At 54.0% G+C, this 24,736-nt stretch carries 20 protein-coding genes; 4 read left to right on the forward strand and 16 right to left on the reverse strand.

What is annotated here, in order from left to right; translation table 11 throughout:
• Positions 1-23: 23 nt before the first annotated feature.
• From BN3277_RS22845 to BN3277_RS22865, 5 genes are all read right to left on the reverse strand, one after another.
• Positions 24-1,847, reverse strand: a complete 1,824-nt coding sequence (locus tag BN3277_RS22845) for a heparinase II/III family protein (RefSeq protein ID WP_059046652.1) — start codon at positions 1,845-1,847, stop codon at positions 24-26.
• 40 nt (positions 1,848-1,887) lie between these two features.
• Positions 1,888-3,750: a DUF2264 domain-containing protein gene (locus BN3277_RS22850; protein ID WP_059046653.1), complete on the reverse strand. Its 1,863-nt coding sequence runs from the start codon at positions 3,748-3,750 to the stop codon at positions 1,888-1,890.
• A gap of 30 nt (positions 3,751-3,780) precedes the next feature.
• Entirely contained in the window at positions 3,781-4,620 is an 840-nt protein-coding gene (locus BN3277_RS22855; protein WP_059046654.1) for a carbohydrate ABC transporter permease, read from the reverse strand.
• A 12-nt stretch (positions 4,621-4,632) separates the two neighbouring features.
• Positions 4,633-5,571: a carbohydrate ABC transporter permease gene (locus BN3277_RS22860; protein ID WP_059046655.1), complete on the reverse strand. Its 939-nt coding sequence runs from the start codon at positions 5,569-5,571 to the stop codon at positions 4,633-4,635.
• A gap of 101 nt (positions 5,572-5,672) precedes the next feature.
• Positions 5,673-7,016: an ABC transporter substrate-binding protein gene (locus tag BN3277_RS22865; protein ID WP_059047437.1), complete on the reverse strand. Its 1,344-nt coding sequence runs from the start codon at positions 7,014-7,016 to the stop codon at positions 5,673-5,675.
• Positions 7,017-7,293: 277 nt separating this feature from the next.
• On the opposite strand from BN3277_RS22865, the gene BN3277_RS22870 reads away from it, so the two are divergent.
• Together BN3277_RS22870 and BN3277_RS22875 are read left to right on the forward strand one after the other, a co-directional pair.
• Positions 7,294-9,069, forward strand: a complete 1,776-nt coding sequence (locus BN3277_RS22870) for a cache domain-containing sensor histidine kinase (RefSeq protein WP_059046656.1) — start codon at positions 7,294-7,296, stop codon at positions 9,067-9,069.
• Between the two features lie 59 nt (positions 9,070-9,128).
• Positions 9,129-10,751 (forward strand): response regulator transcription factor, encoded by a 1,623-nt coding sequence (locus BN3277_RS22875; RefSeq protein ID WP_059046657.1) that lies wholly within the window; start codon positions 9,129-9,131, stop codon positions 10,749-10,751.
• Between the two features lie 4 nt (positions 10,752-10,755).
• Here BN3277_RS22875 and BN3277_RS22880 read toward each other — a convergent pair whose 3' ends face one another.
• A complete protein-coding gene (locus BN3277_RS22880) occupies positions 10,756-11,727 on the reverse strand; it encodes an ABC transporter permease (protein ID WP_059046658.1) in 972 nt (323 codons plus the stop codon).
• Between the two features lie 226 nt (positions 11,728-11,953).
• Here BN3277_RS22880 and BN3277_RS25860 point away from each other — a divergent pair, with 226 nt between their 5' ends.
• Positions 11,954-12,646, forward strand: coding sequence for a helix-turn-helix domain-containing protein (locus BN3277_RS25860; RefSeq protein ID WP_059046659.1), 693 nt, complete (start codon positions 11,954-11,956; stop codon positions 12,644-12,646).
• Positions 12,647-12,672: 26 nt separating this feature from the next.
• Positions 12,673-13,539: an IS3 family transposase gene (locus tag BN3277_RS25865; RefSeq protein ID WP_232436524.1), complete on the forward strand. Its 867-nt coding sequence runs from the start codon at positions 12,673-12,675 to the stop codon at positions 13,537-13,539.
• Positions 13,540-13,667: 128 nt separating this feature from the next.
• Here BN3277_RS25865 and BN3277_RS22895 read toward each other — a convergent pair whose 3' ends face one another.
• From BN3277_RS22895 to BN3277_RS22940, 10 genes are all read right to left on the reverse strand, one after another.
• A complete protein-coding gene (locus tag BN3277_RS22895; RefSeq protein WP_059046661.1) occupies positions 13,668-14,756 on the reverse strand; it encodes a Gfo/Idh/MocA family protein in 1,089 nt (362 codons plus the stop codon).
• Positions 14,753-15,787, reverse strand: a complete 1,035-nt coding sequence (locus BN3277_RS22900) for an AraC family transcriptional regulator (protein WP_059046662.1) — start codon at positions 15,785-15,787, stop codon at positions 14,753-14,755. The genes BN3277_RS22895 and BN3277_RS22900 overlap by 4 nt, the downstream gene beginning before the upstream one ends.
• Before the next feature lie 43 nt (positions 15,788-15,830).
• On the reverse strand, positions 15,831-16,820 hold the full coding sequence (locus BN3277_RS22905) for a Gfo/Idh/MocA family protein (RefSeq protein ID WP_059046663.1): 990 nt from the start codon (positions 16,818-16,820) through the stop codon (positions 15,831-15,833).
• 478 nt (positions 16,821-17,298) lie between these two features.
• On the reverse strand, positions 17,299-18,918 hold the full coding sequence (gene groL / locus BN3277_RS22910; RefSeq protein ID WP_059046665.1) for a chaperonin GroEL: 1,620 nt from the start codon (positions 18,916-18,918) through the stop codon (positions 17,299-17,301).
• 59 nt (positions 18,919-18,977) lie between these two features.
• Positions 18,978-19,259 carry a co-chaperone GroES gene (groES, locus tag BN3277_RS22915; RefSeq protein ID WP_036625239.1) on the reverse strand — a complete coding sequence of 94 codons (282 nt, stop codon included), beginning with the start codon at positions 19,257-19,259 and terminating at the stop codon, positions 18,978-18,980.
• A 2,313-nt stretch (positions 19,260-21,572) separates the two neighbouring features.
• Positions 21,573-22,331 carry a twin-arginine translocase subunit TatC gene (tatC, locus tag BN3277_RS22920; RefSeq protein ID WP_059046667.1) on the reverse strand — a complete coding sequence of 253 codons (759 nt, stop codon included), beginning with the start codon at positions 22,329-22,331 and terminating at the stop codon, positions 21,573-21,575.
• 108 nt (positions 22,332-22,439) lie between these two features.
• Positions 22,440-22,661: a twin-arginine translocase TatA/TatE family subunit gene (locus BN3277_RS22925; RefSeq protein WP_059046669.1), complete on the reverse strand. Its 222-nt coding sequence runs from the start codon at positions 22,659-22,661 to the stop codon at positions 22,440-22,442.
• A 169-nt stretch (positions 22,662-22,830) separates the two neighbouring features.
• Complete coding sequence (locus tag BN3277_RS22930) at positions 22,831-23,316, reverse strand: MogA/MoaB family molybdenum cofactor biosynthesis protein (protein WP_009226288.1); 486 nt, start codon at positions 23,314-23,316, stop codon at positions 22,831-22,833.
• Positions 23,317-23,448: 132 nt separating this feature from the next.
• Complete coding sequence (moaC, locus tag BN3277_RS22935) at positions 23,449-23,913, reverse strand: cyclic pyranopterin monophosphate synthase MoaC (RefSeq protein WP_059046671.1); 465 nt, start codon at positions 23,911-23,913, stop codon at positions 23,449-23,451.
• Positions 23,900-24,577, reverse strand: coding sequence for a 5-formyltetrahydrofolate cyclo-ligase (locus BN3277_RS22940; RefSeq protein WP_059046673.1), 678 nt, complete (start codon positions 24,575-24,577; stop codon positions 23,900-23,902). Before BN3277_RS22940 ends, moaC begins: the two co-directional genes overlap by 14 nt.
• Positions 24,578-24,736 lie beyond the last annotated feature (159 nt).

The raw sequence follows: 24,736 nt of genomic DNA on the forward strand, positions 1-24,736 counted from the left end.
TTCGTTCCTCCATTCTCCTGCTCCTAGTGCGTGACGAATTTGAAAAGAAAGTCGATCCCCATCCCAACCTGCGGCTGGCGAACCCGAATATCCAGCGCAAACCAGACCGTATCCTTCCCGTAGTGATCCCGATAGGTCCGCTCCTCGACCTCGGCTTCCAGCTGTTCCGGGTCGTAATGCAGCTCCAGCGCAAGCCCTGCGCGGGCGAAGCGTAGGATTCCCGGACCGGCAACCTCTGGCCGAATCGGAGTCACGAACCGCTCCACCAAGCTTCCCGGCGCTTCGATAAACGCAAATTCATCCCGAAGCGACAGGCTAGGCAGATCCGTCTTGGTCCAAACCCAGCTTCGCTTGAAGGACCTCAGCTGTTCGTCCTCATAGGCCCCGGACAGCTCCAGTTCCAAACCGCAGGTTTCCTCCGACGTCTCCCAACGGATGAGCGAAGCCCCTCTTTCCTCACCTTCCTGCTGCAAATGCCCGTTAATCCGCGGGACGGAATGCCCTTGCGATCCGTTGCAATCATACATATACCTGGCCTCGCCAAAATAATTCCGCGTGTATTCCCCGCACCCGAGATCGGACAGGAAAAACTCGCCCCCGCCCGCCAACATGAAATGCCCCAGGTCGTTGTGGTTATGCGATTCGCCGTTATGCCCGCCTTTCGCTGCAAACCCAAACGTCCCCGCCGCGGCGGTAAATCGCGAGATCAGCCAGACGGCGTCCTCAAACGTAAAGTCGCCGTCCCTCCACTCTGCCGCTCCCGCCGCCGCGTGGTCCCGCCAAATCAAGTTGCGCAGCGCCGGCGCCCAGCGGCTGCAGTGATCCTCGCGGTAATCCGCATAGAGCGCGGCGGGCGGAGCTTCCACCTCCGCGTACCGCTCCGCGAGGTAATGCGACAGCCCCGGATGAACGCTGCCGTACGGCTGTGTATCGGAGAAGTTGGCGACCAGCCGTCCGCCCAGAAAGCATTTTTGCTGGAACCCGGCAATTCGCCGCACCTTGTCCTCGCGGAACCAATCCCGCTGGCCCCGGCTTCGCTTCAGCAGCAGGTCGGCATAATAAACGAAATACCCGAACCCGTAATTCCAGTATCCCAGCCCTTCCGGACAAGCGCCATCCTCGCCAAAGCCCTGCAAATAGAACCCCATGCTGCGCTCGGTTTTCTCTAATATCCGCGCCAGCCTGGCGTGATCCTGCTCCTTCTCCATCAGCAGCAGCGCAGCTGAACCAATCGAGCCGGCGCAAACCGCCGACCAATTGTTCGTCAGCTCCTCCCAGTGGTAGGGACCGTTCTCAAGAAAAGGACGGAACAGCCGCTCCTCCACCAGCTCGGCGATCCGCACGCGCAGCAGCTCCGGCAGACGCTCGCCCAGCAGCAAAGACAGCTCGGCCAGCGCAAACCCCGTCTCCGCCGCGAACAGGTCAATCGTCTCCGAGACGATTCGCTTGTCATCCACATGCGCGGGCAAGCACCAGGTGAACTCGCTGCAGATTGCCCAGACGGCATCCCACAGCGCCGCTTCGTACCTCTTCGACTCCGGTTCAAGCAGAGACAGGAAGGCGAAGGTGTTCAGCCTCCGCCGTTTTTCAAAATACACCCGCTCATACTCCAGCCGTGACCCCTGCACTCGAAACAAGGAAAACAGCGAATAGGTCAACTCCTCCGCTGGGGAGCTTAACAGCCGTTCCCCCTCGGCTCGGATGACCTCCAGTTCGGACCGGGCATCCGCCGCCTCGCGCAGCAACTTCCAAAACGTCGCCCCGCTGCCGCTCACCGGATAGTAATCCTCCGCCTTTAAAGGAGCCCAACCCTCCGTTAGCTTCTCCCATCCTTCCAATGCGCTCATCCCTTCTCCTCCTTGCCGCCGCTGCTAGAAGCGGCGCGGGCTACTGCAGCTCGATGCGTATTTCGTTCCCTTCGCAGGTCGTCAAGACGATCTCCCGCTCCCCGAACACCACATTTAGCGTATCAGGCGATACAGGCTGCCACGCGGCTCCCGGCGAGGGATCGCCGTAAACGGCCGCCGCAAGCACATGCACTCCCGGCTCCAGGGAAGCCTGGAGGGTGGGCAGGACGGTGCGCGGATACAGGATATGGGTATTGGCGTTCGGGCGGATCAGTTCGGCCGTCTGATAACCAAGCAGGCTTTGCATCCCGCTCACCCCCCAAGGGCTTGCCGCTCCAACCGCTGCTTCTGCCGCCAGCCCAACGGCCTTCCGGCCCGCTTCCGGCCACTCCGTCAGCTCCGTTTCCACCCCCAGCGCAAAACCGCCCTCCGCCGCATCGAGCGGACGTGCGGTCGCAATCCGGTGAATCCGTACGTGCCAAGGAAGTCCCGCTACGATCCAGGTGCGAACCTCCACGTCGGACCACGGCTTCCATAACGCGTACAGCACATTGTCCCGGATCGACACGTCCAAATTTTGGCGTCGGACCCGATACAGATTATCCCCGCGCTCGCTGAGCGCCAGCATGGAATCGTACGCGCCTTGGGACAAGCCCCACTCTGCACGCGGGACGCTAAACCCAAACCCGGTCGAATACACGAATTTCTCGTATTTGGCCGAGGTATGGGTATGTTCGTTAGTGCCGCGATGACCGGTGTTGAAGGCGGCCACATGGCCGGATGCCGGATCGCGGGCAAGCACGAGATGGGCCGGGCGCTGGATCGACAACGCCGGAAGCTCCGGCAGCGGCAGCTCCTCCGCCGTCCAGAACGGATGATCCTCCGGCAAAGCCAGCGGCAGGAACGCTTTCAGCGCCCAATACGGGGAGCCGGGCGAATTGTAGTTCTCCGCCATCACCAGATTCGGATAGGCGTATCCCACCGTAAGCAGGCCATCGGAATTGCAAATCGGCCGGTTGAACCACCAGCGCAAATTGCGCAGCACCAGCCCTTTCAACACACCAACCGGAAGCACGTCCACCTCGGCATAAGCCAGCGCGCTCCAGAAGGCGGATTGCGCGAAGCGGTACGCCAGACTCCGCCCGTAGGGCAGCGCTGCCCCGTCCGGAGCGAACCAGGCGAGAAAATCGCCGGCGAACGCCGCGGCACGCTCCTTGAACACTTGCGAGCGTTTGGGATCCTCTTCTTCCATCATACGTGCATAAAGCAGCCCGTAATAGTGGAACGCAAACGGAACGTAGTAATCGCTATGCCCCCCGATGCCGTCGCTGTACCAGCCGTCCTCCAAATAGAACGCGTCCAGCCGAGCCAGGTTCCGCTCCAATTGCTCCGCATCGTAAGGCAAGCCGGCTTTTCGGAATCCCACATTCACCAGCACGTTAAAGAACAACCAATTGCAGTCGTAACAAGGATGTTGATTCATCTGGTTCAGCCAGCGGTACAGCCGCTCACGCTCTTCCGGGTGCAGCGGTTCCCAGATGTGCTCCGGAATCAGCGCCAGCGCATACCCAAAGACCGCCATCTCCACCAGTCGCTGATCATAATCGCCAACCTCGCCCCAATATTCCTCATGCTCCGGATTCGTACCGCAGCGAATGCCGTTCAGGACAACCTCCCATAACTCACTGGTACCGCCGCCCGCCAGCAGAGGCACCAATCCCCACAGCACCCGGGAGAAGCCTTCCATCTCCGCCACAGCTGCCGGGTAGGACACCCCGCTCTTGCCTAGGGCAAGCCGGGCACCACCTTCACTGTAGAACGGCCGGAGGGGACGCACCAGTTCCTCCAAAACCTTCACCATATCGCTTCGCGTCCGGAGCGGATGGTCGACAGTCACCTTCATCTCGTCAACTCCTTTAACCCGAAATGATCCTTAGCCTTTGATCCCGGACGAAGCTACCCCCTGCACGAAATACTTCTGCAGCGCCAGGAATACGATCAGCACCGGGATGATCGAGACGACGCTGGCCGCCATGATTAAGCCGTATTCGGCGGAATATTGCGTGATAAACATCCGTAAGCCGATCTGGATCGTTTTGAGCTCCGTCTTGGTCAGGTAAATCATCGGCCCCAGAAAATCGTTCCACGTATTTACGAACGTAAAAATCGTCAGCGTAGACAACGCCGGTTTGGAGAGCGGAAGCATGATTTTTCCCCAAATCCCGTATTCGCTGAGTCCGTCAATCCGCGCCGCTTCGCAGAGCTCATCCGGAATGCCTTGGTAGAACTGGCGCATCAGGAACACGCCAAACGCCGAGAAGGCTTGCAGAAAAATGATGGCAAGATGGGTGTTGTTCAACCCCATGGAACGCATCATGATAAACTGCGGAACCATGTACGCTTGCCACGGAATAGCGATCGTTGCGATGTAGCCGAGAAACAGCACGTTTCTCCCTTTGAAACGCAGCTTCGAGAAAGCATATGCGGCAAAACTGGAAGTCAGCAGTTGCAGCACCGTGACAATAACGGACAGTTTCGCTGTGTTGTATATAAATCGTCCGAGCGGAATCCGCGTCCAGATCTCCGCATAATTCAGCCAGCGGGGAGCATCCGGGATCCAGTGCATCGGGAACGAAAAGACATCCTTATTTAACTTCAGCGAGGAAGACAGCATCCACGCGTAAGGAACAAGCATACACAGAACGACCACCGCAAGCACCAGGTACGCAAAAATCTTGGCGACGGTTTTGACTTGTTTGTTGGCTCCGGTCATTTTTGCATCCTCCTATTGTCCGTACTTCTTCTCGCCCTGGAACTGAATCAGGGTAATCCCCAGCACGAGCAGGAACAGCACGATCGCCATGGCGCTGGCGTACCCGTAATCCAGCGAGCGGAACGCGGTGTTGTAAATTTGATAGACAAGGACCCGGGTCGAGTCGTTCAGTTGGTTATCGGCACCGGCAAACAGGTTGATAAACACGTCGTATACCTTAAACGAGTTGATCACCAGGATCATCAATACAAAGAACGTGGTTGGCGCCAACTGCGGAATCGTCACGTTGCGGAATCTTTTCCACGGGCCAGCCCCGTCCAGCTCGGCGGCTTCGTACAGCTCAGGATTTACGCCCTGCAAACCCGCCAAATAAATAACCATGTAATACCCCATGTTTTTCCACACGGTGAACAGGACGACCGTAAACATCGCCCAATCTTTGTCCGCGGCCCAGCGGGGCAAATCCTCGATCGGAACGCCGGTGATGGCGTGCAACAGATTGTTGACCGGCCCCATGGTCGGACTAAATACGAAATTCCAAACGGCCGCTACCGCAACCAGCGAAGCGACATACGGGAAGAAGAACACGGTCCGCATAAAGTTTCGCCCCAGCAGCTTCTGATTCAACAGGATCGCTAGCCCCAGCGCGCAGACCATCGTAAACGGCACGACGCCGATCGTATAAAGAATCGTGTTCCAAAAAGCTTTGTGGAAGGTGCTGTCCTGAAGCAGCCGGGCAAAGTTGCGCAGCCCCACATACTCCATCGGGTTGGCCCCGTCCCATTTTACAAAAGCAAGCACAAACGCATATAACATCGGCACCAGCGTAAATAGGGCGAAGCCGATAAAGTTAGGGGCGATAAAGCTGTACGCCACCATATGATCCTTGACGCTTTTGGACAAAGCGCTTCTTTTTACCACTTCATTTCCTAACACGGGTTCATTCTGCATGATTTCTCCTCCAAACCTACATGTGCTAGAGAATTCGGAAAAAAGGGCGGGCTCTCAAGCCCGCCCCTGGCAGCATCAAAATCGAATACGAATCTCAGCGATTAGTTATTGAGTGCCTCTTGTACCCGTTTCTCCATATCCGCCAAACCTTCGTCGATGGTGGCGTTTTTCGTCATGATGTTATCGTGCGCCTCATTCAGAATCACTTCGATATCCGCGCTCTTCTCGTGCAGCGGCATTTCCAGGTACGTTCTATCCGTCGTCAGAGCTGCTTTACTGTTCTCATCCGTCGGGAAGCCGTCGATGGAAGCGATAGAGTTGACGACCTCATCGTTTTTGATCGCCGGAATCGTCCCCGTGGATGCGATCACCGCTGCGCCCTCTTCACCCGTCACGAATTTCAGGAAATCCAGGGCAGCTTCTTTGTTAGAAGATTTTTGGTTCACGGCCAGAGAAGTGATCGTTCCCAGCGTCGTACCGGCTTTCACGCCATCCGGATGCGGATATTTCACGATCCCCCAGTTCGTCGCTTGGGACTCGCCGCTCTTCACCTTTTCGATTTGCGTGGCGATAAACCAGCTGCCCATGTTCATCATCGCAACGGAGTTATTGTAGAAGACGCCGGAATAGTGCGTGCTGGAAGTCTTCAGCGTCGCATAGTCCATCACGATGCCGTCGTCCTGTTCCTTCAGAATCCGTTCGTAGACCGGTTTCAGGAACTCGTACTTGCCGTCGACGATGGTGTTCTTCCCGTCCAGGATGCCAAACAGTTGGACTGCGCTCCGCCAGGTGTGGTAATGCGCGCCGTATACTTTTTCCGAGCCGCTGCCGGACGTCATTTTACGAGCCAACTCATCGTATTGATCCAGCGTCATGTCGTTGGTCGGATAAGGTACACCTGCTTTATCGAACAGGTCTTTGTTGTAGTACACAATCCAGAAGTCACTGCGGAAAGGCAAGGCGTACACGTCGCCGTTCATTTGAATTTGCTCAACCGTTCCGCCGTAAAGGGAAGTATCCATCCCTTGTCCGTCGATAAAGCCCTTCAGCGGTTCCAGATGATTCTGCTTCACCAGGTTGGCATAGCCCGGAATGTCCTTGATCGTCAAAATATCCAGGTCCGCGCCGCCGGAGAGCTGCGTGCTGAGCATCGTCATGTAGTCGGTGGAGCCCAGGTCCACGTATTCGATCGTTACATTCGGATGATCTTTCTTATAAGCATCGATCAATGGCTGGTAGTAAGCTGTTGCTTCCCAGTCCCATAACGCCCATTTCAGCGTGACGGGCTCATCGCTTTTCTCATTGGAAACGCTTGCAGAATTGTTCGTCTGAGGATCAGCCGTCGACGTTTTGCTAGCATTTTCGTTCTTGCCGGAACATCCTGCGAGCAGACCTATAAGGAGAACGACCGCCAAGGTAATCCCGAATATTTTCTTTCGTCTCATCTTCAAACCCCTTTTCCTCCTGTTTTGAACTTCCGGATCGGCATCGCCAAATCCTTAGGTTCATGGTAACGAAATTTGTAATGAAAGGGCATACATTTTTGCGTTCTTTTCCTACACTTTTCTATTCGCTTCTTCACCAAACGGGCGGAAAGCTGTAAAATCATACTCAAAAGATGTAAAAATGGTTGTTTATGATCCATGCCGCTGCCGATGAAGTCAACTCATGTTATTGTAGTTTATATCGGTAAAAACCCGCAGTGATCTTACTCCGGACGAGGTGATCGACACGCGCCAAAGAAAAGCCACCATCAAAAGCCGCATCATTATCATCATGACCGTGTTTGCCTTGCTGATTGCGGGGATGTTGTCCTTTTTCAGCTATGAGCTCATCTCGTATTTCCAGCGCAAAACGACGATTCAGGCAACGGAATTCAACCTGCAGCTCGTCTCCCACATCATCGACCAGGATCTGAATAACCTATCGGCCTTGGCTATGTCCAGCAGCACGAACTCCCCTACCAATCAACTGATTCAGGACTATTTCGTCTCGCCGGACGCCAGTGCCAAGGACGGGTTAAATGTCTTCTCATCGATGCAGGAGGATTTTCGGGTCAACCGGTCCAACAGCTATGTGCGTCGTCTCATCATCACCGATCATCAGGCAAAATTTATTCAGGTCGACAATTCTGGAAGCGCTTCAGTTCCATTAAATATCCATAATATCAGCCAATTCCCCGGCCTGTCCGACGATGCGATAGAAGCCTGGGAACGAATCATCCAGGACCCTCTCTCCCGCTCGAGCGGCATTCCGTACGTGTTGCCGATTTACGGAGACCGGGCCGCCCGAATCGGAACCGTCTATCTGCTCGCCAATACCTCGGTCATCACCGATAAGCTGAAGGGGTATAGCCTGCCGGAGGGTTCTGAACTGCTGCTCACGCTTGGCAGCCATAAGTACCTGATCGAAGGGGATAAGGTGCAGCCGCTCTCTGCTCCTTACGCCATACATGCGTACGACAAAAAGGAAGCCACCGGAGCCCTGACCCAGCTAGCGTGGATCGAGCAGGAAGGGAAACGCCGAATCTCCGTGTCCTATCCGGTGCGGGAAGGGATCGTGCTATCGCAGACGCTCGACGAGAAGCAATTTGCCCCGCAGCTGAACGCTTGGTTGCTGCTGATGATCGGCGTATCCGTGCTGGTCATCGCGTTAAGCGGGTTTATCACGCTCTACTTAACCCGGACGATCAGCTTACCCGTGGAAAAATTACGAAAGCGGATCGACAAAATCGCGCAGGGCAACTTCCTCATCGACCGGAATATCGAATGGAACAGCGAACTAGGTGATGTCGGCCGCGGCATCAACCGGTTATCTCACGATATCCTGACGCTGATGGATTCCCGCGTAGCGGACGAGAAGCAGAAGCAGGAGCTGGAATACCGGATGCTGCAGAGCCAGATCAGTCCGCATTTTCTCTACAACACGCTCAACTCGATCAAATGGATGGCGACGATCCAAAATGCCACGGGCATCGCGGAAATGACAACCTCCTTATCCCGGTTGCTGCGCAGCATCGCCAAGGACCATCGCAAGCTGGTCCCGCTGCGGGAGGAGCTTAGCTTGATGGACGATTATTTTCTCATCCAAAAATATCGGTACGGCAGCACGATTACGATGGAACAGAACATCGAGGAGGAGGCGCTGCTCTCCGGGCTGATTCCCCGTTTTACGCTGCAGCCGCTGGTGGAAAATGCAATTTTCCACGGTATTGAACCCAAGGGGCGAGGGGAAATTGCGGTTACGGTAGCCCAAAGCGGCGGTTACGACATTCGGATTACGATTGAGGATAATGGGATCGGGATGAGTGAGGAGCAGATTGCGGCGATCTTATCCCAGCGGGAACCGGGATCCAAGGGCCTGTTCGAAAATGTCGGACTCCTCAGCGTACATGAACGGCTGCGCCTAACTTTTGGGGAGCGGTATGGCTTGTCCATCGAAAGCGAGCTGGGCCAATATACAAGAATGAGCTTATTGCTACCTTACCGGAAGTCGTGACCCGTCCCTTCTGCCCTTCTGCCTTTCGCTAACGTAAACCACGCAAGGAAGTGATGGTTATGATCAAATTACTGATCGCCGATGATGAGGCTCTGGTGTGCATCGGCCTGCAGTCCATGCTGAAATGGGAAGATTATCAGATCGAAATCGTTGGCATCGCCCATAATGGCGCACAAGCCGAGGAGATGATCGAGACGTTGCGTCCCGACCTCGTCATTACCGACATCAAGATGCCGGTCAAAACCGGGCTGCAACTCGCCGAATCCGTACGCCAAAAGTATGGGCGGATTCCGCTGTTTATTTTCCTGACGAGCTACGAGGAATTCGAGTATGCGCGCAGCGCCATTCATCTGCAAGCCGCGGATTATTTGGTCAAGCTCGAACTCACCCCGCAGACGTTGGCCGACTCCGTCCGAAAGGCCGTGGCCATGCTGGAGGACTACAAGGCCGTGGAGAGCTATCCCAACATGCTCTATCGCAGCAATTTGCATGCGCTTCGCGATAAGTTCTTTATACGCTTGTTCAACCAGCTGTTCGAGAACAAGAACCAGTACCTTCTGCAAAGGGACGATCTGGAGCTGGATCTATCGGCTCCCGCCTATTTGGTCTGCACCTGCCGGATTCAAGGCCCGGAAAGCGTACCGCCGCGCGGGGATAAGCTGGTCGCCTTATGCTCCAGTACGGTGCAACTGGCCAAGGACACGTTGGCCTCGGCGCGCCCCTGCTTCGTGACCAGCCTGGACTTGCGAAACTTCGCCATTGTGCTGCCCCTCTCCGACAGCGACCCGCAGCGCTGGAGGCCGGAGATCGAAGGGCAACTTCAGGATATGGCCGCCGTACTTCATTCCTACTTCAACGTGAAGATTATCGGGGCCGCCGGTAATGCCGTGGAAGACCCTTATCTGCTGCACGAGAGTTACCTGGCGGCCCGCCGGGCGTTACCGATGGCGCTGGAACAGGAATCCTTTGTCTTTTATGCCCAAAGCAACGCCGCCGAGTTGGCTTCCCCAGGTGAGGATGTCGCCGCCTCCCGTTCGGAAATTCGCCGCGCCTTCGAGGAGCTGGATATCAGGGCGTTGTACGCGATGATCACGAATGTGATCGACCGCTTCGACGGCAGGCCCAAGCTGCTTGTTCCGGCCACCGATGCGGCCTGCAATATTTTGTACATGGCTACCTCTTTGCTGGCAGACGGCGAAAACGTGGTGGAGCAAATTTTCGAGAACGAACCGGAGGGCTACCGTGCGATTTATAAGAAGCAGACGACCCAGGGCGTCATCGACTGGCTGGTCCAATTCCGGGACGGGTGCTGCGAGATTCTGTCATCGCGCAAACAGAGCTACAAGGAGCAAATCGTCCGGAACGTGCAGGATTACGTTAAACGCAATTTGAACAGCAAGCTATCCCTCAACCAGGTCGCTGACGTGTTTAATTTTAGTCCAAACTACCTCAGCCACCTGTTCTCCAAGACTGCGAAAATCAACTTCGTGGAGTACGTAACGGAGACCAAAATCGCAGCGGCCAAGGAAATGATGGTTCGCGGCGAAGGCCGAATCTATGAAATCTCGCAAAAGCTGGGATATGAAAGTGCCTTCTATTTCAGTAAAGTATTCAAAAAAGTGGAGGGCATCTCTCCCCGGGAGTTCATGCAGCGCAAAGACAGCTCCATTCCTTCCGGTTGATTATCTATCGCCGCAGGACGCTCTTTCGATCCATTTTCACGCGAGGATCCACGATGGAATATAGCAGGTCCGCCAGGAAGTTGGCAATCACCACAAAGGAAGAGATAATCAAGATGCTCATGAGCAGCACGGGATAATTCCGGGATCGCGCCGCGCTGACCGCCAAGCTTCCAAGACCATTCCAGTTAAAGACGTTCTCGACCACCGCTGCGCCGGAAATCAGGACGGGCAAGTCCAGCGCGATGATCGTAATCATAGGAATCAACGCCAATCTCAACGCATGTCGATAGGTGACTCTACGCTCCGAAACCCCTTTGGCACGGGCCAGGTTCAGAAATTCGGAAGGCAACACCTCGATCATGCTGGTGCGGACCATTTTCATGTAATAAGCAATGAGGCCGATGGTTACTGTGGTTACCGGGAGAACCATGTGGTAGAGGAGGTCGCCCAGTTCCCCTTTTTTCCCCGGGGTGTGCATGCTGCTTGGCGGCAACCAAAACAATTTGAAGGCAAAGATCTCCTGCAGCCAATGTCCCAGCACAAATACGGGAATACAGTACCCGATCAGGCTCAGGATGAGGCCGAGTTTATCGGATAGTCCATCCTGCCTTCGGCTGTTATAGATCCCCCACGGGACGGCAATCAGTAGAGCGATGAGAAATGACGTGCCTAACAAGGTGAAGCTGTTCCATACATAAGTCCAGATGTAGTTATTAATCGGAGTACGGTAAAAATCAAGACCAAAATTCCCATGCAGAAGATCATTGACCCACCGGAAATATTGCTGATAAATCGGGAGATCCAGTCCAAACAGATGCTTCTGCTCGTTTGCAAATTGGATCTGCTCTTCCGTCATCCCTATACTGAGTGACCAGAAGTTCCCCGGCATCAAACGCATGATGCAAAAGCACACGCTCATGACGATAAACAATACAAACAACGAGTGAATCCCGCGACGGATCAGATAAGTCCACATCTTCGTCCTCCTCCGCATTGGATGAAATTTTCATTTATTCTATCACAGATCAAGAGCACCGTAAGCTGGTATATGAAATTTTAATTGTAAATTTTTCATTAAGTTTCATGGGATGTGAGATCCAGGTGAGCGATTCCCTATTACCGCAAAACGGCCCTTGCCGAATGATAAGCTACCCCTATATAGGACAATGAAATATAACATGTCCTATATGGGGGTATTTTTCATGTCCAAATCAATGAAAGGGATACCGACAGAGGAGAAAGTAAATCTGGTTGAAAAGTATCTGAAAGGTGAAATAAGTAGAGCGTATGCAGCAAAAGAAGCAAATGTGGATCCGGGTACCATTGCTCTATGGGTTAGACTTTACGAGGCAGATGGCCCTACTGCTTTAATGGATCAGAAGCAGAATAAAAAATATTCGACGGAGCTGAAGCTAAAAGCTGTTACTGAATACCTATCCGGAGTTGGAAGTCAAAGTACAATTTGTAAGAAATACCATATACGTTCACGAGACCAACTCCATCAATGGTTAAAGGTGTATAATTCTCATGGGACTCTCAAATCCACGACTGGAGGAAGTTACATGAGAAAGGCAAGAAACACCAATCCGGAAGAGCGGTTAAAAATAGTCCAGGACTGCCTGACAAACAATAAGAATTATGGGGCTATTGCCCTAAAATACAGGGTTTCCTATCAGCAGGTACGTAACTGGGTGAAAAGGTACGAGGCGATGGGCTCTGCCGGTCTTGAGGATCGACGGGGACGGCGTGCCGGTACGTTACCAGGCAGAACGCCCGAAGAGGAATTACGCGATCGTATTGTTCAGTTGGAACGTGAAAAACTTGACCTGCAGATGGAAAATGACCTGTTAAAAAAAGTAAGGGATTTGGAGAGGGGGCGACGACACTTACTCTGATCAGGCATCAATGCGAATACGAAGCCATTAAGGAGCTTTCTGAAGAGAAGCATTATCCTGTCCATAAACTGTGTAAATATCTGCACATCGCGCGATCCGCTTATTACAGATGGCTTAAATGCCCGAAGAGTAGACATCAGATCGAGAATGAGGAAATTGCTAGAGAAATTCGGGAGATTCACGATGAGCATCCGGATATGGGATACCGCAGAATCCGTGATGAACTTGCAATATATCATGACATCAAGGTTAATGACAAACGGGTTCTAAATATCAACCGGAAGTTGCAAATTCACTCCTGTATAAAGTACAAATCCAAGAGCTGTACTAGGGGTTCTAGCAACCCATACCATATCGCCAATAACTATCTGAACAGGGAGTTTCATGCCGAGGCTCCAAACCAGAAGTGGCTGACAGACGTATCCGAGTTTAAGTACCGCACGGGTACAGAAGTACGTAAGGTCTATCTGAGCGCTATCCTCGACCTATATGACCGCAGAATCGTGGCTTTTAAAATCAGTGACCATAATGATAATCCACTGGTGATGAACACCTTTGATGAAGCTATACAGCTTGAGCCGGACGCACACCCGCTCTTCCACAGCGATCGGGGATTCCAGTATACAAGTAGAGAGTTCTATACGCGGCTTCAGCAGTCGCATATGAAGCAGAGTATGTCGAGAGTGGCACACTGTATTGATAATGGACCGATGGAAGGCTTCTGGGGAATACTGAAACGTGAGATGTATTATGGGCATCGCTTTACTGACCATGATGTTCTTGTAAAGGCAATATCGGATTATATCATTTACTACAACAACCGGCGTTTACAGCGTCGACTGAAGATTATGACACCGATGGAATTCCATAATAATTATCTGCAAGCTGCATAAACACACTGCCCGCCGTAAACCGGCAGGCAGTGTGTATAAATCTTATAGTTTTTCATTGTCCTCTTGACGGGTAGCACACCAGAAAGAGCAAGGGCCGTTTAGATATAAACTTGCGTATAAATTAAGGATTAATCATTACGTGGCAGCTCCACAGACACCTCGCGGCCCGATTCAGCGGAACGCAGAACGCCGTCGATGATCGCCTGTTGAATTAAGATTTGCTCGCCGGGGATCGGGGCGGGACGGCCGTCGCGAACCGCTTCAGCGAAATCCCGGACCTTCTCGTCGAACAAGTTCAACTGGTGCTCAATGAGTGGAATCGGCGTCTGAGTGTTGCGGCCGTATTCGTCATGGTACAACGTAATCGAACCGATCGAGCCGTCCCATACGCCGGACCACGGACCGCTCCCTGCTGGCGTGATTTTGAGTCCCGCATCGGTACCGAGGAACATCGTTGCACCTAACGTGTCCATGTGCATCGCCCAGGAGATTTTGAACTGCAGCACTAGATCGTTCTCGAAACGTACCATCGCCACGCCAAAGTCCTCCACCTCGAATCTGGACGCTTCCGGATGATAAAGCGGGTTACGACCAAAATGGTTTGACGTAAATGCAGATACGGTGAGCGGGCGAGGATAACCTAACGTATTTAGCGCCATGTCCAGCGAATAGCAGCCGATGTCTGCCATCGCTCCGGCTCCAGCCAGCTTCTTGCTGATAAATGTGCCGCCCGGCATGCCGCGTCGGCGGCCACCGCCTGTCTCGGCGTAATAGACCTTGCCCAAACGCTCGGATTGTACGATTTCCTGCAGCAGCTTCATATTCGGGTCATAGCGGGGCTGGAATCCGATCGTCAACATATTGCCGGTGTCGCGGGCGACTTGCGTCATCTCAAGCGCCTCTGCCAGAGTGACGGACATCGGCTTTTCCAGCAGCACCTGCTTGCCCGCTTTCAACGAATCCACCGTCGTTTCATGGTGCGAGACGTTTGGCGTACAGATGCTGACGGCGTCCAGCTCTTGCTCAAGCAGCTTCCGATGGCCGTCATAGGCCGCCGCTCCGTCCAATTGCAGCGCCTTCACGAAATCCGCGGCTTTGCCGGGAATGACGTCGGCGACTGCCACGATCTCAACGAATGGAAGCTTGCGATAAGCCGATACGTGGGCTTTGGCGATTCCGCCGCTTCCGATAATGCCGATGCGTAGATGTTTACTCATATGCTCGCTTCCTTCTCTCGTTTGGAATAGGGCGCCGAATGCTCTCCCGCATGCATTTTGCGGTATGCGCTTGGCGTTACTTCGTACTTGCTCTTGAATACCGGATACAGATAATTGGGATTCGCGTAACCGTGGGCAAGGGCGATTTCCTCGATCGCTTTATCCGTTAGGATCAGGTCCGAACAGATCGCCGTCAGCCGCGTATGCTCCAAATAATCGCGGAACGTCGTCCGCCCTTCACTGCGGAAGATACGCTGAAGCTGCCGGGGACTGGTCCCGATCGCCTCCGCCACCTGCTCCAGCGAGATCGGCATGCTCTCATTGTCCTGAATATATTGCGTGGCCAGCTTGTAGCGATGGAAGCTCATATCCCGCTGCGGAATTCCCGTTCTGTCGTCAGCCCGATCAAGCACGCGAACCGTACGCAGCAAAATCTGCACGATTTCCTGCTTCAGCAGCGTGTAGAAGCCGATCGGTTGCTCCTCCAATATACGGTACGCCTCCAGAAAACCGCTCATCGCATGGAACCGGTCAACCACCGGGGCGATCGGCAAACGATCCAACGAGGTGATGCACTCCTTCGCCTCCGCCGCCTCCAACTCCTCTCCCCAGCCGCTGGGTTCGGCGGCCGCCGTCAACGGCTCAATTTCCAAATGAAGGCAAAGCTCATACATCGGATCTTCCGGGTCCGATTCCTGATAGTGCACCAGATCCGGTCCGGTCAAATAGAACATGCCCTCATGAAGATCGTAAGCCTGATTGATGAGAATCACTTTGCCCTTGCCTTTCGGAATATAATGAAACTCATATCCCGAGTGCTTGTGAAAATGAATGATATGTCCAGGTGGAAAAGAGGCCAGATGGCAGCGCAGTACGCGAATTCCGTAATCTCCCCAGCGGAATTGCAGCTCTAGCCGGTCGAGCGCATCCTGCCTCTCCGCCATTCTGGCGTACGGAAAAGGACTTGCACTTCCGGCCGCTTTACGGTCCGCCGTCTTCCTCCCCGTCGATTCGCGATGATCCGCCCGCATCTTATCCCTCTTTTCTCCTATAATAATTCGTTATTACTCGCTATTATTCCGCCAGCTCGTCGATCCGGATCGGCCGGCCTTCCGCTACTGAGCGATTTGAAGCTTCCATAAGTCGGGTCAGATCCACAGCCGCCGCGATATTTTCCGTCGCCTCGGTACCTAACTTGATATGCTCCACCCATTGGCTGAACGCGTAGGGCACTCGGTCTTCCAACGCCAGCTTCTCCCATTGTTCGCTCCCACCGTTGTAACGAACGACGGGAACCTCATCCGGAAAGCCGTACAGCAGTGTGCCTTCGGTTCCATGAAGCTCAATGGAGAATGGCGAGTGGCTGTTCACGAAACCTGCTTCGACAATGCCCAGTGCGCCTTCCGCATAACGCAGCACAGCTACCGCATTGTCTTCAACTTCCTTGCCCGTCACATAGCCGAAATTCGCGCTTACACTCTCCGGCATCCCCAAGAAGCGCCGGACAAGGTACATCGGATGACAGCCCAGGTCGATGAGGGCCCCTCCGCCGCACTGCTCCTTCGAGTAGAAATGAGCAGGCAACCAGTTCGCGGTCGCGCCATTATGCGACAGCCGGACCCGCGCCATCGTTAGTTTGCCGAGCTTGCCGCCTTGGAGCACGCGATCGATCGTCTGCGTATAGCCGTCGTACAGGCGCGGCAGGGAAACCGTCAGCTTGACCCCCGCTTTCCGGACAGCCGAGAGGATATCCGTGACTTCCTTCGCCGTAGGGGCGATGACTTTCTCGGTAAAAATATGCTTGCCGGCCTCCGCCGCCTTCACCATGACGTCGCGATGCAGATTCGTCGGCGCGTCCACGATGACGGCGTCGATCTCGTCCTGCGCTAGCATCTCGTCGAGCGAGGCGTAATACGGTACGCCGTACTGCGCCGCTTTGGCCTGCCCGCGTTCGGGAAGTTCATCCCAGATCGCGGCGAGCTCTGTGTCGGGATGCTCCAGTGCCTGTTTCGTGTAATCTTCCGCATGAACGTGCCAATAACTGATTTTGCCGATTCGAATCATAAGTAAGTAAGCCTCCTTGGCCGTTTGACTTAAAATATACGACAACATAGACAGATTACACAACTTTTATAGCCATTATAATGAGTATACGTGCCATTTAAACTATAAATTTGCGACATTCGTGTATGAAAAGCGGCTATATATGTTTTACTTACTTTAACATCAACACGAGGGGAGAATTGAATTTGCGAATGCGAGGGTTAGGTTACCTGATCATGGCTTCAGGTTTTATAACTTGGTTGGTGGGGATTAAATTACAAGCTGCAAATCCAGGCCAGTTTGAGAAATGGGTTATTTTTAGCGGCCAAATGGTTGTTGTCTTAGGTGGAATAACCCAAATCATTACGCGGGTAAGATCAAAGAAATGAGATCATCGGATAATCACGCTATGGAAAAAGAAAAGAGGCCTCTCCAAAGTTTCATGAACTTAGGAAAGACCTCTCGCTAAACCTTATGGTTATAGGCTTTACTGCCTATCTTACATCATTCCGCCCATTCCGCCCATGTCTGGTGCGGCTGGTTTTTCTGGTTCCGGTTTGTCGGCGATCACCGCTTCAGTTGTCAGGAACAGGCCTGCAACGGAGGCCGCGTGTTGCAATGCGGAACGTGTTACTTTCGCAGGGTCAACGATACCTGCTTCAATCATGTTCACCCATTCGCCGGTTGCAGCGTTGTAGCCGATGCCGACTTTTTCTTTCTTCAGGCGATCCACGATAACGGAGCCTTCTTCACCCGCGTTTGCAGCGATCGTGCGAACCGGTTCTTCCAGGGCACGCAGCACGATGTTAACGCCGGTTTTTTCGTCGCCGGTTGCTGCAACAGCAGCTACTGCACTGTATACGTTCACGAGGGCAACGCCGCCGCCGGATACGATACCTTCTTCAACGGCTGCACGCGTAGCGTTCAGCGCGTCTTCGATGCGCAGTTTGCGTTCTTTCAGTTCCGTTTCTGTAGCCGCACCAACTTTGATTACCGCTACGCCGCCAGCCAGTTTCGCCAGACGCTCTTGCAGTTTCTCTTTGTCGAACTCGGAAGTGGTTTCTTCCAGTTGAGCGCGGATTTGGTTCACGCGAGCCGTGATGTCGGTTTTGTCGCCGCTGCCATCCACGATCGTCGTGTTTTCTTTCGTAACGATCACTTGACGTGCGTTACCGAGTTGATCTACCGTAGTGCTCTTCAGATCAAGGCCGAGCTTCTCGGTGATCACTTGGCCGCCAGTCAGAGCGGCGATGTCTTGCAGCATCGCTTCACGACGGTCGCCAAAGCCAGGAGCTTTAACCGCTACCGCGTTAAACGTGCCACGCAGTTTGTTCACAATCAGCATCGCTTGCGCTTCGCCTTCGATATCTTCAGCGATAATCAACAGCGGTCTGGATTGTTGTACGATTTTCTCCAGAAGCGGCAGGATTTCTTGCGTGCTGCTGATCTTCTTGTCCGTGATCAGGATATATGGGTTATCGAGTACGGCTTCCATTTTGTCCGTATCGGTAATCATGTAAGGAGATACATAACCGCGGTCGAATTGCATTCCTTCCACCACTTCAAGCTCCGTAGCGAAGCCGCGGGACTCTTCCACGGTGATTACGCCGTCTTTGCCCACTTTTTCCATGGCTTCCGCAATCAGTTCGCCCACTTCTTCGTCCGCAGCGGAAATCGCAGCAACTTGAGCGATCGATTGTTTGCCTTCGATGGCTTTGGAGATGCTTTGCAGTTCAGCAACAGCCGCGCGAACCGCTTTGTCGATCCCTTTACGCAGGCCGATTGGGCTAGCGCCAGCTGTAACGTTCTTCAAACCTTCGCGGATCAGCGCTTGCGCCAAAACCGTTGCGGTTGTCGTACCGTCACCGGCTACATCGTTCGTTTTGGTTGCGACTTCTTTAACGAGCTGGGCGCCCATGTTTTCAAAAGCGTTTTCCAGTTCGATTTCTTTTGCAATCGTTACGCCGTCATTGGTGATGAGCGGGCTGCCGAATTTCTTCTCCAGCACCACGTTGCGGCCTTTCGGACCCAGCGTTACTTTTACTGCGTTTGCCAAAGCGTCAACCCCACGAAGCATAGCGTGGCGGGCTTCTTCACTGAATTTAATGTCTTTTGCCATTGTTCAATTACCTCCCATATGGTTGTGTGTATTCGTTCGTTCGCAGACCCTTCGGCGGCTTAGCCGATGATCGCGTGGATATCGCTTTCTTTCATAATCAAATATTCTTTGCCTTCATATTTCACTTCGGTGCCTGCATATTTGGAGAAAAGAACGCGGTCGCCTTCTTTCACTTCCAACGGAACGCGGACGCCATCTTTCAAAGTTCCGCTACCAACGGCGATAACTTTACCTTCCTGCGGTTTTTCTTTGGCCGTGTCGGGAAGCACGATACCAAATGCCGTTGTCTCCTCTTGCTCGATCGGTTGCACGAGAACGCGTTCACCTAAAGGTTTGATCATGAAAAAACAGCCTCCTTTAAATATGTGGTGTTATGGGTAGATGTTTGTCATATGTATTAGCACTCGAGCTCTTCAAGTGCTAACAACCACTTTTATATTACTCAAGTTGCGAGTAGATTTCAAGTTCCTTTGTACAAATTTTTTTCTTTGTTTCATAGGGCCTCACCTGCGCCCTTCCCATTGTATCCTTGCGCTTGGATAAATATTCCGGCGGATTGGGACGAGGGATGGGGGTGTGCGAGTGTAGCGAGGTAGGGAGCGTGTGTGCGAGGGTGGCGGGGGACGAGTGCGTGTGCAAGCTAGGATGGCGGCCATGCAAGAATGGCGAAAGTGAAGAGTGTAGTGCGTAAGAAAAGTAGTGGTGAGTAAGGTGAGTGAGTATAGGGATGCAAGATTTGCCCGACCGGGTCGTGGTCGGCCAGCGGGAGAGGCCACGCACCAGAGGGGAATCGCCGTATAACAACCTAGTCAGGCGAACTAGCCACCGAGAAGAGAAAAGTCAGCACCGAGTATTACGCCAAGTACAAACGGGCTAACAAGCCGCAAGTTCAAGCGAACTAGCTAGTAGTCAGTGCAAGCGGATTAACAAGCCGCAAGTACCCGTGAGCTAATTAGCCGAATTAGTATAATCACTATAAACGAAACATTACTCACCACCCACGCACCTTAGCAAGCACTTTAGCACGCACCTTAGCACACAATCACACGCATCTTCACTATACTCACCGCCAGCACCAGTTCCCCGTACTAGCTCCACACATCACATTCCCCACCAAACTAAACATATTTATTAGTCGATTGCCCCTACTCGCTACATCCGCACATCGCACGTATGCACACTTGTGGGCGGATCGAAGGGGCGGCACCCCACCCTCCCACCGCGGTCCTCCCGCTGGCCGACCACGACCTGGTCGGGCAAATCTTGCATTTTGTACAACATTTTTGCGCGGTTTGGCCGGCTTAGGGCGGAAATGTTGCATTTACTGCAACATTTCCGGGGAACCGGGCCATTCGAGCTATTTTTGTTGTACAAAATGCAACATTTCGCGCTGTTCGGCTGGTGGCGGGCTCAAAATGTTGTAGGAAATACAACATTTTACCGGTGGGCGGATCGAAGGTGCGGCCGCCCACCCTCCCACCGCGGTCCTCCCGCTGGCCGACCACGACCCGATCGGGCAAATCTTGCATTTAGTACAACATTTTTGCGCGGTTTGGCCGGCTTAGGGCGGAAATGTTGCATTTACTGCAACATTTTCCGGGGAACCGGGCCATTCGAGCTATTTTTGTTGTACAAAATGCAACATTTCGCGCTGTTCAGCCGGTGGCGGGCTCGAAATGTTGTAGGAAATACAACATTTTTCGGGAGGCGGATCGAAGGGGCGGCCGCCCACCCTCCCACCGCGGTCCTCCCGCTGGCCGACCACGACCTGGTCGGGCAAATCTTGCATTTTGTACAACATTTTTGCGCGGTTTGGCCGGCTTAGGGCGGAAATGTTGCATTTACTGCAACATTTTCCGGGGAACCGGGCCATTCGAGCTATTTTTGTTGTACAAAATGCAACATTTCGCGCTGTTCAGCCGGTGGCGGGCTCGAAATGTTGTAGGAAATACAACATTTTTCGGGTAAGGCGGATCGAAGGTGCGGCCGCCCACCCTCCCACCGCGGTCCTCCCGCTGGCCGACCACGACCCGATCGGGCAAATCTTGCATTTTGTACAACATTTTTGCGCGGTTTGGCCGGCTTAGGGCGGAAATGTTGCATTTACTGCAACATTTTCCGGAGAATCAGGCCATTCGAGCTATTTTTGTTGTACAAAATGCAACATTTCGCGCTGTTCAGCCGGTGGCGGGCTCGAAATGTTGTAGGAAATACAACATTTTACGGGTGGCGGATCGGGGAAGGCTGACAGGCTGACAGCCGCCAACCCCCAGGCCCTGCCCCAGCCTCCTCTCCACCCCAAACGCGCCTTAGGCGGAAGCGGGCCACGCGCCCTTCTTCTACGCCAGCGGCTGAGCATGGCCCATGGGCCTCGGGGCTTTACTACCGGGGCGTGTTGCCGCAGAAAGAGGGGGATATCGCCGGACAGAGTTTACGTCCGCCTTTGGGAGCCCTTTGCCCCCCTCTTCCCTTCGTTCCAATCCAGGCAAAGGGCGGACAACCGCGGCTGACCGGCGATTCCCCCTCCCACCGCACCACGCACCGCCCCCGCGCCCCATCCCCCGCCAGAAGCCAACCACCAGGCCCAGGCCTAACGCCCCTGCCCCCAGCGGGCAAAAGAAAAACGCGCCCCGCTATCGCCAAGGCGCGTTCCCTCATTTATACATTTCCGCCCGCACCGCATCCGCCGCCTGCTGCTTCGCATACACCCGCTTGGATAGGAGCACGCTCAGCTCATAGAGCAGGACGAGCGGGACCAGCACCAGGAAAGCGGAGAAGAAGTCCGCCGGCGTAATCATCACCGAGATGACCACCAGCGCGAAATACGCGACCCGGCGCATCTTCTTCAGCCGAAGCGGCGTTAAGATCCGCAGCTGCGTCAGGAACAAAATAACCAGCGGCAGCTCGAACAATAACGAAATTGGCAGCACGATATTGGTCAGAAACTTGAAATAGTCGGCCATTCCGTAAGTCTCGACAAGTCCCAGCTCCTTGTTGAGCGAGCCGGTAAACGTCATCGCCAGCGGGAACACCACGTAATAACCAAAGGCCAGGCCCGCCACGAAAAAGACGAACACATAAGGGATATACCTCGCGGTGGCTCGGCGTTCCTGCGGCTTCAGCCCGGGGCTGACAAACGCCCACACCTGGTATAAAGTAAACGGCAGCGTAATCCCGAGCGCCACCAGCATGGCGATCTGCATATATACGCCCACGCCATCCCAGAACGAAAAAGCGTTTAATTCGAGCGTCACGCCCGAAATCGCATTTGTCGTCAAATAGTGGTAGATCGGATCAACCACGAAAAAGGCCGCCACCAGCACGATGACAAACACGGCGCACACGGCCACCAGTCTCCGCCGCAGCTCCGTCAAATGATCCACGAGACTTTGCGCATTGTCTTTCTCCGACATCTCAGGTTCTCCTTTCCCCGCCGGGCTTTCCGTCCCAACTCAAGCAAAATCCCTCCGCGAAGGAAGGGATCAAGGTTTCGCCTATGCAACTGACGTTGCCGCTTCCGGTTATTCGGGAAGTCGGCGATCGTCCGGTTTGGGGCCCTCTACCTGCGGCTGCGGTGCGGCTTCCGTTCTTCTGGCTTCCGGTTGATCATCCACGATATCCCGGGTAGCCTCTTTGAATTCACGGAACGTGCGTCCAACCGCCCGCCCCAGATCAGGTAATTTATTTGGACCAAACAGCAGCAACGCCGCGATGACGATCAACAAAAATCCGCCTGCGCCCATGGTTGATTCTCCTTTCGTTACGGCAAATAAATAGACAACGGCAATCAGGGCCGATACATTCACTCGCCCACATCATACCATAACAAATATCACAGTTACAGTCTATTTGTTCGATAACTTAACTAAAGAAGAAAGAAGTTAGAGAGATAAGGCCCGCTCCAAAAGAGAGTTACAAACGAAATTGCCCCGTTACCATAAGCAACGCTTCCGGCAACTGGTCCATGATCGCTGCCAAGTTCTCGTGCACGCCTTTTGGCGTTCCCGGCAAATTCACGATCAGCGTCCGTCCGCGAATACCGACGATTCCCCGAAACAGCATCGCCGCAGGATTCTTCTGCATCAACCGGTACCGCATCGCCTCCGCCATCCCCGGCACCTCGCGTTCGATCACCCGCCGGGTTGCTTCCGGCGTTACATCTCGAATCGCCAGCTCCGTTCCCCCTGTAGTCAGCACCAAATCGGCGTGAAAATAATCGGTCATTTCAATCAATGCGGCGATAATTTCATCCGGTTCATCGGGGACAATGCGGTATTCCACGATTTCGCCGCCCAATTCCTCCTCCACCAGCTCGCGGATTACTTGGGCACTCGTATCTTCACGTTCTCCCCTGGCTCCTTTGTCGCTGGCGGTAAGGATCGCTGTTTTCCAAACCATGAAGTCACCCTCCTCATCCATATAGGAACTCCCTTTGGAGTCCAACGTAATGCCGGATCATGTCGATTCATGCTGATTTCACTACAAACTGCCTTCTTTATCTATATCAAAATCGAGTAGCCGCCGCAAATGTTACGAACGCACGTAATCCCCGCTTTTGCCGCCCGACTTCGAACGCAGCTGCGTCGGGCCGATGACCATATCCTTTTGCAGCGCCTTGCACATGTCGTATACCGTCAGCGCCGCGGCGGACACCGCAGTGAGCGCCTCCATCTCCACGCCGGTTTTGCCTTCCGTCTTCACCGTCGCTTCGATATAAAGCTCGTCCCGTCCGTTATCGCCAAACGTAATGTTGACGCCGGTCAGCGCAAGCGGGTGGCACATCGGAATCCAATCGGATGTCCGCTTGGCCCCCTGAATCCCCGCGACCTGGGCTACGGCAAGCACATCGCCTTTGCCAATCCGCCCTTCCTTGATCGCTTCAAGGGTCGACGGAAGCATGGTGATTTTCGTCTCCGCCACGGCCACGCGAACGGTCTCTGATTTCCCGGAAATATCCACCATGCGGGCGCGGCCTTGTTCATTAAAATGCGTCATTCCTTGACCCGATTCCGAATTTGCCAAGCTTATCACTACTTTCCTTCATATATATCGTTCCTTTTGCCGTAAACAACACGTCGATCCGAAAATCATGCGGCTCCATCGGAATCGCCTCCGGCAGGATCAGCTCCTCCAGGGCGAGGGCTCCAAGGACGACCCGGCTCATGCCGCCGCTGCGGCGGGCCAATTCGTCGATCAGGCGATCGTAATACCCCGCCCCAAATCCAATACGCCCCCCGTTCAGGTCAAAAGCCAGCCCCGGTACGACAATCACATCGATTTCGGGATAGCGCTCGGGGGGCCAGACGGCCGTATGCCCCGCCGGCTCCGGGATCCCCCAAGTGCCGGGAGCAAGGTCCGCCATTCCGGACAGCTCATGCAAAGTAAGACTGCGCTGCGCTCCAATCTTCGGCGCCAGCAGCCGGTCTCCTTGCGCCAAGCAGCTGGCAAGCAAGGGCCGAGTATCCGGCTCATCCCGGAAAGAAACGTAACAGAACACGTTCAACTTCCCGCCACGCTGCGCCCGCAAGGGGCTTAGCACGTCCTGTTCCGCTAATCGGCTGGCGGCCAGCGTTTGCTCCGCACGGGCAGCTTCCGGTATGCGGGCACGAACCATCAACATCTGCTCGCGTAGTTCCTTTTTGGCATCCGCTAGCTCCATGCCGTTCTCCCCTTCCACTCCCGTCTCACGTTTGCCGGTTCTCGTTCCACGGCTTGGAAGAAATCCGGCTGATCTCCTCCTTAGTGTATCATTGTTATATAAAAATGAAAACTAAAGCGCAAGGTTTGCAAAAGCGCGCTTCCAAGCATTCAGCGATGC

The organism is Paenibacillus rubinfantis, assembly GCF_001486505.1.
GTDB classification, from domain to species: domain Bacteria; phylum Bacillota; class Bacilli; order Paenibacillales; family Paenibacillaceae; genus Fontibacillus; species Fontibacillus rubinfantis.

Bases quoted from the DNA above. Each gene is read 5' to 3' on its own strand.
- BN3277_RS22850 (WP_059046653.1), bottom strand. From the start codon at position 3,750: ATGAAGGTGACTGTCGACCATCCGCTCCGGACGCGAAGCGATATGGTG.
- BN3277_RS22925 (WP_059046669.1), bottom strand. From the start codon at position 22,661: ATGGGCGCAGGCGGATTTTTGTTGATCGTCATCGCGGCGTTGCTGCTG.
- groES (WP_036625239.1), bottom strand. From the start codon at position 19,259: ATGATCAAACCTTTAGGTGAACGCGTTCTCGTGCAACCGATCGAGCAA.
- BN3277_RS22895 (WP_059046661.1), bottom strand. From the start codon at position 14,756: ATGAGTAAACATCTACGCATCGGCATTATCGGAAGCGGCGGAATCGCC.
- BN3277_RS22845 (WP_059046652.1), bottom strand. From the start codon at position 1,847: ATGAGCGCATTGGAAGGATGGGAGAAGCTAACGGAGGGTTGGGCTCCT.
- BN3277_RS25860 (WP_059046659.1), top strand. From the start codon at position 11,954: ATGTCCAAATCAATGAAAGGGATACCGACAGAGGAGAAAGTAAATCTG.
- moaC (WP_059046671.1), bottom strand. From the start codon at position 23,913: ATGACGCATTTTAATGAACAAGGCCGCGCCCGCATGGTGGATATTTCC.
- groL (WP_059046665.1), bottom strand. From the start codon at position 18,918: ATGGCAAAAGACATTAAATTCAGTGAAGAAGCCCGCCACGCTATGCTT.
- BN3277_RS22905 (WP_059046663.1), bottom strand. From the start codon at position 16,820: ATGATTCGAATCGGCAAAATCAGTTATTGGCACGTTCATGCGGAAGAT.
- BN3277_RS22900 (WP_059046662.1), bottom strand. From the start codon at position 15,787: ATGCGGGCGGATCATCGCGAATCGACGGGGAGGAAGACGGCGGACCGT.
- BN3277_RS22940 (WP_059046673.1), bottom strand. From the start codon at position 24,577: ATGGAGCTAGCGGATGCCAAAAAGGAACTACGCGAGCAGATGTTGATG.
- BN3277_RS22855 (WP_059046654.1), bottom strand. From the start codon at position 4,620: ATGACCGGAGCCAACAAACAAGTCAAAACCGTCGCCAAGATTTTTGCG.
- BN3277_RS22875 (WP_059046657.1), top strand. From the start codon at position 9,129: ATGATCAAATTACTGATCGCCGATGATGAGGCTCTGGTGTGCATCGGC.
- BN3277_RS22930 (WP_009226288.1), bottom strand. From the start codon at position 23,316: ATGGTTTGGAAAACAGCGATCCTTACCGCCAGCGACAAAGGAGCCAGG.
- BN3277_RS22880 (WP_059046658.1), bottom strand. From the start codon at position 11,727: ATGTGGACTTATCTGATCCGTCGCGGGATTCACTCGTTGTTTGTATTG.
- BN3277_RS22860 (WP_059046655.1), bottom strand. From the start codon at position 5,571: ATGCAGAATGAACCCGTGTTAGGAAATGAAGTGGTAAAAAGAAGCGCT.
- BN3277_RS22865 (WP_059047437.1), bottom strand. From the start codon at position 7,016: ATGAGACGAAAGAAAATATTCGGGATTACCTTGGCGGTCGTTCTCCTT.
- tatC (WP_059046667.1), bottom strand. From the start codon at position 22,331: ATGTCGGAGAAAGACAATGCGCAAAGTCTCGTGGATCATTTGACGGAG.